A 12229-nucleotide genomic window follows, 5' to 3' on the forward strand; every position below is an offset into this window, starting at 1 on the left:
CGGCTGGGCGGCGCGTTCGGCCAGGTGCGGGCTGGGCACGCGCCTCCCCGGGTGGGATGAGCCGCGAATGCGGAGGCCATCGGTGTGGCAGATCACGAAGGGGGTGGTCTTCACCGGAATCACGCCGGGCCGGGATCACCCGTTTTCACCTCCCGACGTGGAAGACATGTCACCGACTGAAGCGAGCGGTCGTGCTGCTCGGAATCCAGCAGTGCGAGGGCGTTGTGGATGCCCTGTTCGAGGAGTTGGTCGGCGAGTCGCCGGTCGGTCAGGGCACGGGAGAGTTGCAGGGTCCCGGCCATCATGCCGAGGAGGCCGAGTGACTTCAGACGCGCCGACGGCGGGTCATGGGGTGCCATGCGGGCGGCGAAGCCGTCGACGAGGACCAGCGCGCCGTCGGTGTACGCCTGCCTGGTGGAATCCGTGGAGCGTCCTATCTCGTCGAGCAGGGCGGCATTGGGGCAGCCGTCCTCGACGCTGTCGCGCTGCTCGGTCGAGAAGTACCAGAGAATCATCTGTTCGAGTCCGGCGCGGCCGGGTGCCGCCTGCGCGACGATGTTCTCGTGCTGTGCGCGCATCTGGTCGGCGACCGCGGTGGCGATGAGTTCGTCCTTGGACGCGAAGTAGGCGTACAAGGTGCCGTTGGTCAGTCCCGCGTCCTTCATGAGCGTGGCCACTCCGGAGCCCTCGAAACCGTTGCGCTTGAGCCGGCGGCCGGCCGTCGTGATGATCCGCTGCCTTGTCTCCTGCTTGTGTTCTTTCGTGTACCGCACGATGCGTCCCTCCGTCGCAGCCGGGGCTTGCGCCCCGGCTGCCGCTGGTCGGGTCAGTGGGCCGCGCCTGCAAGGAGCGCGGGGAGGTTGATCCTGGCGGTCTGCAGCTTCGGGTCGTGGGGCTCGGGGACCCCGCCGTCGGTGATGTACAGCCGGTCGCCGCGGACCGCGGTCGCGGAGGGCGAGGCGAGACCGTCCGCACTGGTCAGGACGGGCTTGTAGGTGCCATTGCATGACTCTCCTCGGTAAATCAACGAGTGACCGTTCGATGGACTTTCGAGGACATCGGTGATGTCGGTGATGCCGGGTACACCGGAGGCGTTCGGGCGGAATCGGCGCCCCTGAAGCCGGACCTGAAATGCCATCGGCGCCTTTGAAGCCGGGCCGGGGTGTCAGGTGGGCAGGTGGTTGTTCTTGCGGATCTGCTTGTCGAACGTTCCGGCGGGGACGAGGCGGCGAGCCGTGGTGACGCGTGCGGCCAGCGGTCCGGCGGTGTAGCGCAGCTTGGGCTTCTTGTCGGTGGCCGCGGTGACGATCACCTTGGCGACGACGGCGGGGTCGTCGCCGTCCTTCATCGCATCCGCGATCATCTTGTCGAAGTCGCGCCGCCGCTCCGCGTACAGAGGCAGCGGGGTGTCGGGCTGTGCGGCGTTGGTGTCGAAGCTGGTCTTGGTGTAGGCGGGCTGGACGAGGAGGACCCGCACACCGTGCTCGCGGACCTCGTGGTCCAGCGACTCGGAGTAGCCCTCGATCGCGTGCTTCGACGCGACGTAGAGGGCCATGAAGGGCTGGGGGGCGACCCCGAGGACGGACGAGATGTTGATGACGCGTCCGCCTCCCTGCGCGCGCATGTGCGGAAGGACGGCCTTCGTCATACGGATGACACCGAGCACGTTGATGTTCAGGACGTTCTGGGCCTGGGCGACGGAGTTCTCCTCGACGGCGCCCGCCGAGCCGATGCCCGCGTTGTTGACCAGGACGTCGATGCGTCCGAACCGGGCGATCACCTCTCCGACCGCGGCGGTGGCCGAGTCGTCACTGCCGACGTCGAGGTCGAGGTACGTCACACCGGCGGGCGGAGTGAGTCCGGAGGTCCTGCGGCCGGTTCCGATCACCTCGAAACCCGCCGCGACGAAGGCGCGGGCCGTCTCCTTGCCGATCCCCGATGAGGCCCCTGTCACGAGCGCCACCGGCCGAGTTGTCGCCATGACAGACTCCCTTGCTTTTGCATTACGACCGTATGTCTTACGGTCGTACGACCATATGCCGGTCGTCGGTCGATGGCAAGGGGGCACGTCCGGCGATCTGGGAAAGGATCCGGAAACGTGGGGAGTCGGTATTCACCGGCTCTCCTGGCGTGCGATGCCGAGGCGGTCACCGGAGCGGACTTCCGGCTCTTGGAGACCCTTTTCGGCAGCGAGCTTCTCGAACCGGGGCAGGAATGCCTCGATCCCTGGCCGGGTCAGGGAGCTCAGGAACTGCGTGCAGGCCGTTCGCGGGTCGGCATCGGGCGGGAGCGTCGCCCGGTTGGCCCGAGCCTTGGCGGCTGCCAGCGCCGCCTTGCCGAATGACGCCAGCCGGGTTGCCGCACCGTCCACGAAGTCGTCCAGCTCGGCGTCGGCGACGGAGCGGGCCACCCATCCGTAGCGTTCTGCCGTGTCGGCGCCGTAGTCACTGCTGCTCAGGATGGCTTCGAGTGCCCGATCCCGTCCGATGAGCCGGGGCAGGTGTTCTGAGCCCCGGCCACCGGGAAGAATCCCGCCGCCGCCCTCGGGCTCTGGGCGATCACCGTCGAGCCGAACGTCTCCTGCACCCACCTGCTGCCCGCGATGATCGTCTGCGGAACCGGCATGGGAATGTTCTTCGCGCCCAGCGCGAACCTCGTCATGAGCACCGTCCGCCCCGAGGAAGAGGGCATCGCCTCCGGCGCCAACAACGCGATCCGTGAGGTCGGCGGCGCCATCGGCGTCGCTACACTGGCCGCCGTCTTCTCCGCCCAGGGCGGCTACGAGTCCGCCACACGATTCGTCGACGGCCTGATCCCGGCCCTCTGGGTCGGAGCCGGTGCGGTCGCCCTGGCCGCGGCAATCGCGTTGCTGATGCCCCGCCGGGCGCGGGTGTCGATCAGCTCACGGGTGGACAGGTCGCGCAGCTTGTCACGTACTTCGGAGGGTGTGGTGACCATGAGAGTGCGGATCTGGTTGATGGTCTGGTTACGGGCCTTGACCGCGCTCCTGCGGACCACGCGCAGGACTCGGATCGCCTTCACCACGCCGTCCCCGGACTTCAGGGTTCTCGTGGCGAGGCCGGAGAGGATCGCGGTCGCGGCGGCGTGGGCGTCGACGGGGTCGGACTTGCCCGCGCCGCGGGACCCGGCGATCTGGACGGCGAGATGGCTCACCCGCGTCTGCCGTTGGCCACCTGCGGGGCGGCCTTGGTTCGCCCGGCACCGAGGCGCGCTCACTGTCGGGAGTCGGGCCTCCGAGGTCGCTGATGTGGTAGAGCAGGGGCGGCGATTATTTAGATTACGTTCGCAATATAATAAGCTGTAGGGAGTCGGTGAAGGGCAACCGGTCCTTTCCGGTCGGCGAAGGAGCGTGTGCGCTGTGGTGCGGTACACCAAAGAGCACAAGTCGGAGACGAGGCGGCGGATCATCGAGACGGCGGGCCGTCGGTTCAAGCAAGACGGTATCGACGGCTCGGGGGTTTCGACTCTCATGAAGGACGCGGGGCTGACCAATGGGGCCTTCTACGCTCACTTCGAGTCCAAGGACGACCTCGTCACCACGGCGATCGCCGACCAGTTGAAGACGCAGGCCGAGAATGTCGTCGCGCGGGCTGCGCCCGGCCGTGCCGGAGTCGAGCAGATCGTGCGGGGATACCTGTCGCCCCTGCACCGCGACAGCCTTGGTGACGGCTGCCCCAACGCCGCTCTGCTCGACGAGATCGGACGCTGCACCGACACAACCAGGCAGGCGTACACCGACGGCGTGCTGGTCCTCATCGACGGCATTGCCGCCCGCATGGCACCCGACGCCCCGTCCTCAGCGCGTGTGAAGGCACTCGGCCTCCTCGGGCTGATGGCCGGGACACTTCAACTGTCCCGTGCCTTGACCGACAGTCAACTCGCCCATGAACTCCTCGATCAGGGGATCGACAACGCCCTCACCCTGCTGGACGCCGGGCAGTGTGCCTGAAGGCTCTGCCAGTAGTTTCCGGTGACTCAGGGGGGAGGACGAGCGGGGCGCGGTTCAGGAGTCCGCAGCGCACTCCGTCCACCAGCAGCGCCGCCGGCCACAGCGGGAGCATCAGGATCGGCAGCACGCTGCCGTAGCCGTACTGGGCGAACATCCAGCGCAGGTCCATGAGTGTGCCGGGGTCCCGGACCGCGGTGCGCAGGCGGGCGCGGAGCGGGCCGTCGTCCAGCGGGAGGCAGGCCTCCGGGATCCGTTCGCCCGTCCACTCGGTCACCTGGCGGCGCTTGGCCCCTGCGATCCGGCGTACCAGCGTCACCGTCTCGGGGAGCAGCCCCGCGCCCACCACCGCGAGGGTGGCCGTGGCCGTGATCAGCAGGACCGTGAGGAAGAGCATCGTGCCGAAGGTCAGGACCGCGGCCCTGGCCAGCCGGACCGTTGCCCCGGCCGCCTGCCGCGTCGTCTTCCTCATGCCGTTCAGGCTAGGAGCCGCGGGGTGCCCCGCGCGGGGGAGCGGGCCACCGTCCTGGTGGTGTAGCCCGCTACACCACGGTTCGGGAGCTCACTCTCTCGTGGCGGCGGGCCGCCGCCGGGATCGTTGATCTCGGAAGTCGGCGGCTCATGGAGGGACACGGAGAGAGCCGACGGCCCCCGGCGGGAGCCGGGCCACGGGCCAACCCCGGCCCACCCACGCCCACCCCTTCAAGTACCGCTTCGAGCACCGACCCACCGCACGTGGCGCATCGCTCGAAGCACACCCATCACTCGACGCACAGCCATCGCTCGTAGCACCCCCATGGCTCGTAGCGCCCCTACCTCGCTCGCCCCCCATACCTCGCACCGCCGCCGTACCCCCGCACGCCGCCCGCCCACACCCCTCGACGTACGCGACTCTTGGAGACCCCGTGGCCACTTTCCTCCACCGACTCGGCCGGCTGGCCTTTCGAAGGCGCTGGTACGTCACCCTCCTGTGGGTGGCGGTCCTCGCCGCCGTCGGATTGGGTGCCGCGAAGGCGCCCGCCGCCCCCGACGCGACGAACAGCATGCCGGGCATCGAGTCCCAGAAGGCGTTCGACCTGATGGAACAGCGCTTCCCCGGGACCGAGGCCGACGGCGCGACCGCCCGCATCGTGTTCGTCGCGCCGGACGGGCAGAAGATCACCGCCGCCGACCACCGGAAGGCCGTCGACACGCTGGTCGAGCGGGCGGCCGACGGACCGCAGGCCGCCGGCGCCGTGAACCCCTTCCAGGCCAAGGCGGTCAGCAAGGACGCGACGACCGCGTACGCCACCGTGACCTACAAGGCCGACGCCGACGACCTCACCGACGCCGCCAAGCACCGGCTGGAGAGCGCCATCGAGCAGGCCCGGGACACGGGCCTCACCGTCGAGGTCGGCGGGACCGCCCTGGAGACCCAGCCCTCGGCGGGCGGTTCGGCGGAGGCGATCGGTGTCGCCATCGCCGCCTTCGTGCTGCTGATCACCTTCGGGTCGCTCGCCGCCGCCGGGCTTCCGCTGCTCACCGCCATCCTCGGCGTCGGTGTCAGCATGGCGTCGATCATGGCGCTGGCCAGTGCGTTCGGTCTGTCGTCCACGACCGGCACCCTCGCCACCATGCTGGGCCTCGCCTGCGGCATCGACTACGCCCTGTTCATCGTCTCCCGCTACCGCGAGGAGCGCGCCAAGGGCCACTCCCCGAAGGAAGCGGCCGGGCTCGCCACCGGTACCGCCGGATCCGCCGTCGTCTTCGCCGGCCTCACCGTCGTCATCGCGCTCGCCGGTCTCTCGGTGGTCGGCATCCCGATGCTCACCAAGATGGGCCTCGCCGCCGCCGGTGCGGTCGTCGTCGGAGTGCTCATCGCCCTGACCCTGGTCCCGGCCGTCCTCGGCTTCTGGCCCAACGCCGTTCTCGCGCGCAGGGCCCGCAGGAGCGGACGTATCAAGGAGGGCGGCGAGAACAACGGCGGCAGCCGCTGGGCCCGCTTCGTCCTGCGCCGCCCCGTCCCCGTCCTGATCGCCTCAGTCGTCGGACTCGGCGCCCTCGCGATACCCGTCACGGACCTCCAACTGGGCATGCCGGGAGCCGAGGCCAAGCCCACCTCCACCACCGAACGCCGTGCCTACGACGACCTCGCCCAGGGCTTCGGCCCCGGCTTCAACGGGCCCCTCACCGTCGTCGTGGACGCCAGGAACGCCGAGAACCCGAAGACCGCCGTCCGTACGATCGAGAAGAGGATCGGCGCCACCGACGGGATCGTGTCCGTCTCACCGGCCCGGTTCAACTCCGCCGGGGACACGGCCGTGTTCTCCGCGATCCCGTCCACGTCACCCACCAGCGAGCAGACCAAGGACCTCGTCAGGACCATCCGCGACGAGCGGCCCGCGACCGAGGCCTCGACCGGTGCGGAGTTCGAGGTCACCGGCACCACCGCACTGAACATCGACGTCGCCCAGAAGACCCAGGACGCGCTGATCCCGTACCTGATCCTGGTCGTGGGCCTGGCCGTCCTGCTGCTGATGATCGTCTTCCGGTCCGTACTCGTCCCGGTCAAGGCGGCCGTCGGCTTCCTCCTCTCCCTGCTCGCGGCCCTCGGTTCCGTCGTCGCGGTCTTCCAGTGGGGCTGGGGCGCCGGACTCCTCGGGGTCGGGACGACCGGCCCGATCATGAGCATGATGCCGATCTTCCTGGTGGGCATCGTCTTCGGACTGGCCATGGACTACGAGGTGTTCCTGGTCGCCCGGATGCGGGAGGCGTACGTACACGGGGACAGCCCGAGCCAGGCGATCCGGACCGGCTTCCGGTACAGCGCCCGGGTCGTGGTGGCCGCCGCGCTGATCATGATGGCGGTGTTCTCCGGCTTCATCGGGGCCGGTGAGTCGATGATCAAGATGATCGGCTTCGGGCTCGCCATCGCCGTTCTCTTCGACGCCTTCGTCGTCCGCATGGCCCTCGTCCCGGCCGTCCTCGCCCTCCTCGGCAAGGCCGCCTGGTGGATGCCCCGTTGGCTGGACCGGACCCTGCCCCGCGTGGACGTGGAGGGCGAGGCCCTCAGCCACCGGGCCGCGATCCCGCAGGCTCCGCAAGCCACGAAGGACGAGACAGAGGACACAAGGCCGGAGTTCACCTCCGTCTGACCGCCGCCACCCACCGAGGGCCGCCCGACACGAACGGGCGGCCCTCGGCCCGTACGCACCCGGTGCCGAACCTCGGTCGCCAGGGAACAGCGCCGGTCGCCCACAAACGCCGCCGGCGGGTCAACGCCAGTCAGGAGCCCCTGACGCGGGCGACAGAACACTCTCGATCTTCGTCCGGATCTCCCGCATGACCGCGACGACCCTGGCCTCGTGCTCCGCGTCGAGCCGGGCCACCGGCACCGAGCAGCTGATGGCGTCCGTGGCCGGTGAGTCGTACCGCAGGGCGAACCCGAAACCCGCGATGCCGGTCACCGTCTCCTCGCGGTCGATGGAGTGGCCGCGCTCGCGCACCTCGGCCAGATCGGCGAGCAGGGTGGCGCGGTCGGTGTGGGTGTTCTCCGTGAGGGCGGCCAACGGCCCCTCGGGGAACGGGAGTTCGTCGTCGGGGCGCTCGGCGAGGAGCGCCTTGCCGAGGGCGCCCGCGTGGGCCGGGATCCGGCGGCCGACCCGGCTGATGGTGCGCAGGTACTCGTGGGACTCGCGGGTCGCGAGGTAGACGACGTTCGGGCCGTCCAGCCGGGCCAGGTGGATCGTCTCGCCGAGCGCGTCCGAGGCCTCGTCGAGATAGGGGCGGACCGTGCGGACGTGCGGGTCGCTGTCGAGGTAGCTCGTGCCGGTGTGCAGCGCGCTGATCCCGATGCCGTACAGGGAGCCGGTGGTGTCGGAGCGCACCCAGCCGCGGTCGACGAGGGTCTGCAGCAGCTGGTACATGCTGCTGCGCGGTACGCCCAGCTCCTCGGCGAGCTCGTCCAGGCGGGCGGGCCGGTCGCCGCGCGCAGCGAGCAGTTCGAGCAGCGCGACGGTACGGGCCGCGGACTTCACCTCGCGGACGCCCGAGCCCCCCGTACGGACCCGGGCCCGCGCAAGGGGGTCTCCGCCCTGCACCTCTTCGCTCTCCGGCATGGGGCTCATCGTAAATCCGCGGTGTCGCACCCATTGACCCCACGCGTTCACCAACTTAGCCTCCATCCTCATACGTAGACGACATCTGCATATGGAGACATAGTTCATGACAGGGATCAGCGCGGAGGCCGAAGGCACCGTCCAGCGGCTGCGTGACGGCATGGCGGGCGGGGTGCTGTCCTTCCCGCTCACGAGCTTCCACAGCGACGGCGGCCTCGACCTCGACTCGTACCGGACGTACCTGACCGGACAGTTGGCGGCCTCTCCGGGCCCGGGCGCGGTCTTTCCCGCGTGCGGCACCGGTGAGTTCTTCTCGCTGGACGAGGACGAGTACCGCGAGGTCGTCCGGGCCACGGTCGAGGTCGCCGCCGGCCGGCTGCCGGTGGTGGCGGGCATCGGCTACGGCTGGGCGCAGGCCCGCCGGTTCGCCCGGATCGCCGAGGAGGCGGGCGCCGACGCCCTCCTCGTGCTCCCGCACTATCTGGTCGCCGCCCCGCAGGACGGACTCGTCGAGCAGCTGCGCCACATCGCCGCCGGCACCTCGCTCCCGCTCATCGCGTACCAGCGCGGCCAGGTCGCCTTCACCGCCGAGGGCCTGCGCCGGATCGCCGGGATCCCGACCGTCATCGGCCTCAAGGACGGCCACAGCGACCTGGACCGGCTCCAGCGCCTGACCCTCGCCGCTCCCGACGGCTTCCTCTTCTTCAACGGTGCCTCCACCGCGGAGATCCAGGCCCGCGCGTACGCCACCGTCGGCGTCCCCGCCTACTCGTCGGCCGTGCACGCCTTCGCCCCCGAGATCGCGAACGCCTTCTTCACGGCCCTGCACACCGACGACCACACGACAACGACCAAGCTCCTGCGCGACTTCTACGTCCCCCTCGTAGAACTCCGAGACCGCGTCCCCGGCTACGCCGTCTCCCTCGTCAAGGCAGCAGCCCGCCTGCGCAACCTCCCGGTGGGCCCGGTCCGCGCTCCCCTGACGGACCCGAACCGGACCGACCTGGCATCCCTGGAAAAGATCCTCGACACGGGCCTGACCCCTATCGGCTGACCGTCGCCCCGTAAGGGGCGCGGGGCTGTGACATTTGCGGCTCCGCCGCGGGGCGCGACCAGCCCCCACTCACCCGCACCCGGCAAACCACCAAGGCCTGCCCACTCGGCACCAGGCGGAGCCACCCGCACCAGAGCCCAACAGTTCAAAGGGGAACTGCCATGCCTCTCCTCGTCGTAGGGATCAGCGTCCTGATCCTGCTGCTCCTGATGACCCGCCTGAAACTCAACGGCTTCGCCGCACTCCTCCTCGTGGCGATAGGCGTGGCCGTGGTCCGCGGAATACCCGTGGCCGACATCCCGGACGTCCTCTCCACCGGCATCGGCGACCAGATCGGCGACACGATGCTCACCATCGGCCTCGGCGCGATGGTCGGCCGGGTCATGGGCGACTCGGGCGCCGCCCAACGCATCGCGGGCAAGCTGCTGGACGCGTTCGGCCCCCGCTGGGTCCAGGTCGCCATGGTGGTCACGTCCATGCTCATCGGCGTGACCATGTTCTACGAGGTCGCGTTCATCATCATCGTGCCGATCGCGTTCACCCTGGTCAGGGTCACCGGGGCGAACCTGCTCTGGGTCGGCCTGCCGATGTCGATCGCGCTGTCCACGATGCACAGCTTCCTGCCGCCGCACCCGGGCCCCACCGCCGTGGCCGCGGCCTTCCACGCGTCCGTCGGTCAGACCCTCTTCTACGGCCTCTTCATCGCCGTACCCGCCGGTGCGCTCATCGCGCTCGCCTGGCCGCGGCTGCCGTTCATCAGGAGGATGAACCCCGCCATCCCCAAGGGCCTCGTCAGCGAGCGGGAGTTCGCCGACGAGGAGATGCCCGGCATGGGCTGGTCGCTGTTCGTGGCCCTCTTCCCGGTGGTGCTGATCGCGGGCGCCGCCGTGACCGACATGGCCACGTCCGGCGAGACCCCGTTCCTGAACTTCGTCGCGTTCATCGGCTCGGCGCCGATCGCGCTCATGCTGACCCTGCTGCTGGCGATCTGGGCGTTCGGACCGCGGATCGGCCGCAGCATGGAGGAGGTCAGCGCCTCCTGCACCTCGGCCGCCAAGGCGATGGCGATGATCCTGCTGGTCATCGGGGCGGGCGGCGCCTTCAAGAACGTCCTCGTGGAGGGCGGCATCTCCGACTACATCAAGGACGTCACCGACGGCTGGTCCATCTCGCCGATCATCCTGGCGTGGCTCATCGCGGTCATCCTCCGGGTGGCCCTCGGCTCGGCGACGGTCGCCGTCGTCACGGCCTCCGGCGTGGTCCTCCCGCTCCTCGCGGGCAGCGGCGTCCACCCCGAGATCATGGTGCTCGCCGTGTCGTGCGGGTCGATCGCCTTCTCCCACGTCAACGACCCGGGATTCTGGCTGTTCAAGGAGTACTTCAACCTCTCGGTCATCGAGGCGATCAAGGTCCGTACGACTTATACGACGGTGCTCGCGATCATCGGCCTGGGCGGCGTCCTGGCGCTGGAGTGGGCCCTGGACGTCCTCAGCCTGTGAAGCCTACGACCACCGGCCCCGACCACCTCCACACACAAGGGACTTCGACCCGCATGAGTTTCCAGAGCCAGCCGACCGTCACCCGCTTCGCCGTCTATCCCGTCGCCGGCCGTGACTGCATGGAGCTGAACCTCTCCGGTGCCCACGGCCCCTACTTCACCCGCAACGTCGTCGTCCTCACGGACTCCGAGGGCCGTACGGGACTGGGGGAGGTCCCCGGCGGCGAGAAGATCACCCGGACCCTCCGTGACGCCGAAGCCCTCGTCCTCGGCGCGAAGGTGGGCGACTACAAGCGGGTCCTGCGCGAGATCGGCGCCCGCTTCGCCGACCGCGACTCGGGCGGCCGCGGCGCCCAGACCTTCGACCTGCGCACCACCGTCCACGCGGTCACGGCCGTCGAGTCGGCGCTGCTCGACCTCCTGGGGCAGCACCTCGACGTACCGGTCGCGGCCCTCCTGGGCGACGGCCAACAGCGGGACTCCGTACGGGTGCTGGGCTATCTCTTCTACGTCGGCGACCCCGACCGCACCGACCTGGAGTACGTCCGCGAGCCCGACTCGGACGTCGACTGGTACCGCGTCCGGCACGAGGAGGCCCTGACGCCGGAGGCGATCGTCCGCCAGGCCGAGGCCGCCTACGACCTCTACGGCTTCCGGGACTTCAAGCTCAAGGGCGGGGTCCTGGCGGGCAAGGAGGAGGTCGACGCCGTGCGCGCGCTCAAGGCCCGCTTCCCCGAGGCCCGCATCACCCTCGACCCGAACGGCGCGTGGTCGCTGCGCGAGGCGATCGAGCTGTGTACGCCGCTGCTGGGCACCCTCGCCTACGCCGAGGACCCCTGCGGGGCGGAGGGCGGCTACTCGGGGCGCGAGATCCTGGCAGAGTTCCGCCGCGCCACCGGCCTGCCGACCGCGACGAACATGATCGCCACGGACTGGCGTCAGATGACCCACGCCCTTGCCCTCCAGTCGGTCTCCATCCCGCTGGCGGACCCGCACTTCTGGACGATGCAGGGGTCGGTGCGGGTGGCCCAGCTGTGCAACGCCATGGGGCTGACCTGGGGCTGCCACTCCAACAACCACTTCGACATCTCGCTCGCCATGGTCACCCACTGCGGGGCCGCGGCGCCCGGCGACTACAACGCCCTCGACACCCACTGGATCTGGCAGGAGGGCCTGGAACGCCTCACGGTCGCCCCGCCCCGGATCACCGACGGCGAGATCCGGGTCCCCGACGCTCCCGGTCTGGGCCTCGACCTGGACATGGACCGCCTCCTCGCCGCGCACGCCCTCTACAAGGAGAAGGCCCTCGGTGCGCGGGACGACGCCACCGGCATGCAATACCTCATCCCCAACTGGCAGTTCGATCCCAAGCGACCTTGCCTGGTCCGGTAGGACCAAGGAAGGGCCCGTCGTATGTGTGCGGGTGGGTGGGGGCTGGTCGCGCAGTTCCCCGCACCCCTAAAAGATGAAAAGCAGGGGCGCAGCCCCGTTTTTCAGGAGCGCGGGGAACTGCGCGACCAGCCACGACGGGCCCGCAGACGCACAACAACCCGCACCGCCGCTTCTCAGTACGCCCCCCCCACCCCCCCCCCCGCCCCCCCCCCCCCCCCCCC

The 12229-nt window shown here is 69.9% G+C and carries 12 protein-coding genes and 1 pseudogene; 6 read left to right on the top strand and 7 right to left on the bottom strand.

Annotation, left to right across the window (positions count from 1 at the left end):
- Nucleotides 1-119 precede the first annotated feature (119 nt).
- The 4 genes from O3Q52_RS15300 to O3Q52_RS15315 form a co-directional block, all read right to left on the bottom strand.
- Nucleotides 120-776: a TetR/AcrR family transcriptional regulator gene (locus O3Q52_RS15300; RefSeq protein WP_269649338.1), complete on the bottom strand. Its 657-nt coding sequence runs from the start codon at nucleotides 774-776 to the stop codon at nucleotides 120-122.
- 50 nt (nucleotides 777-826) lie between these two features.
- Nucleotides 827-1027, bottom strand: coding sequence for a hypothetical protein (locus O3Q52_RS15305; protein ID WP_269649342.1), 201 nt, complete (start codon nucleotides 1025-1027; stop codon nucleotides 827-829).
- 138 nt (nucleotides 1028-1165) lie between these two features.
- Nucleotides 1166-1981 (bottom strand): oxidoreductase, encoded by an 816-nt coding sequence (locus O3Q52_RS15310; protein WP_269649330.1) that lies wholly within the window; start codon nucleotides 1979-1981, stop codon nucleotides 1166-1168.
- 132 nt (nucleotides 1982-2113) lie between these two features.
- Nucleotides 2114-2590, bottom strand: a complete 477-nt coding sequence (locus tag O3Q52_RS15315; protein ID WP_269649331.1) for an enoyl-CoA hydratase/isomerase family protein — start codon at nucleotides 2588-2590, stop codon at nucleotides 2114-2116.
- Between O3Q52_RS15315 and O3Q52_RS15320 the strand changes: the two are divergent.
- Nucleotides 2549-2881: pseudogene (locus O3Q52_RS15320) on the top strand (MFS transporter); the annotation flags it as partial. The gene O3Q52_RS15315 and the pseudogene O3Q52_RS15320 overlap by 42 nt on opposite strands.
- Here the strand turns inward: O3Q52_RS15320 and O3Q52_RS15325 are convergent.
- On the bottom strand, nucleotides 2779-3492 hold the full coding sequence (locus tag O3Q52_RS15325) for a transposase (protein ID WP_332112912.1): 714 nt from the start codon (nucleotides 3490-3492) through the stop codon (nucleotides 2779-2781). The pseudogene O3Q52_RS15320 and the gene O3Q52_RS15325 sit on opposite strands and share 103 nt — an antisense overlap.
- Between O3Q52_RS15325 and O3Q52_RS15330 the strand changes: the two genes are divergently transcribed.
- Complete coding sequence (locus O3Q52_RS15330) at nucleotides 3380-3970, top strand: TetR/AcrR family transcriptional regulator (RefSeq protein WP_269649334.1); 591 nt, start codon at nucleotides 3380-3382, stop codon at nucleotides 3968-3970. The genes O3Q52_RS15325 and O3Q52_RS15330 overlap by 113 nt on opposite strands.
- Here O3Q52_RS15330 and O3Q52_RS15335 read toward each other — a convergent pair.
- Nucleotides 3939-4439, bottom strand: coding sequence for a sensor domain-containing protein (locus tag O3Q52_RS15335; protein WP_332112913.1), 501 nt, complete (start codon nucleotides 4437-4439; stop codon nucleotides 3939-3941). The two genes, O3Q52_RS15330 and O3Q52_RS15335, sit on opposite strands and share 32 nt — an antisense overlap.
- Before the next feature lie 433 nt (nucleotides 4440-4872).
- Here O3Q52_RS15335 and O3Q52_RS15340 point away from each other — a divergent pair, with 433 nt between their 5' ends.
- Nucleotides 4873-7101 carry an MMPL family transporter gene (locus tag O3Q52_RS15340; protein WP_269649335.1) on the top strand — a complete coding sequence of 743 codons (2229 nt, stop codon included), beginning with the start codon at nucleotides 4873-4875 and terminating at the stop codon, nucleotides 7099-7101.
- A gap of 120 nt (nucleotides 7102-7221) precedes the next feature.
- On the opposite strand, the gene O3Q52_RS15345 is transcribed toward O3Q52_RS15340, so the two are convergent.
- Nucleotides 7222-7983 carry an IclR family transcriptional regulator gene (locus O3Q52_RS15345; RefSeq protein ID WP_269649339.1) on the bottom strand — a complete coding sequence of 254 codons (762 nt, stop codon included), beginning with the start codon at nucleotides 7981-7983 and terminating at the stop codon, nucleotides 7222-7224.
- A 187-nt stretch (nucleotides 7984-8170) separates the two neighbouring features.
- On the opposite strand from O3Q52_RS15345, the gene O3Q52_RS15350 reads away from it, so the two are divergent.
- Genes O3Q52_RS15350 through O3Q52_RS15360 form a run of 3 tightly spaced genes read left to right on the top strand, consistent with a single transcriptional unit; the run spans nucleotide 8171 to nucleotide 12008 of the window.
- A complete protein-coding gene (locus O3Q52_RS15350) occupies nucleotides 8171-9118 on the top strand; it encodes a 5-dehydro-4-deoxyglucarate dehydratase (RefSeq protein ID WP_269649336.1) in 948 nt (315 codons plus the stop codon).
- Between the two features lie 32 nt (nucleotides 9119-9150).
- Nucleotides 9151-10617 carry a gluconate:H+ symporter gene (locus O3Q52_RS15355; RefSeq protein ID WP_269649340.1) on the top strand — a complete coding sequence of 489 codons (1467 nt, stop codon included), beginning with the start codon at nucleotides 9151-9153 and terminating at the stop codon, nucleotides 10615-10617.
- Nucleotides 10618-10670: 53 nt separating this feature from the next.
- The gene (locus tag O3Q52_RS15360) at nucleotides 10671-12008 is read left to right on the top strand and encodes an enolase C-terminal domain-like protein (protein ID WP_269649337.1); all 1338 of its coding nucleotides are present in this window, start codon (nucleotides 10671-10673) and stop codon (nucleotides 12006-12008) included.
- The last annotated feature ends 221 nt before the right edge of the window (nucleotides 12009-12229 follow it).

The sequence above is a fragment of the Streptomyces sp. ActVer genome (assembly GCF_027270795.1).
Classification (GTDB): domain Bacteria; phylum Actinomycetota; class Actinomycetes; order Streptomycetales; family Streptomycetaceae; genus Streptomyces; species Streptomyces umbrinus_A.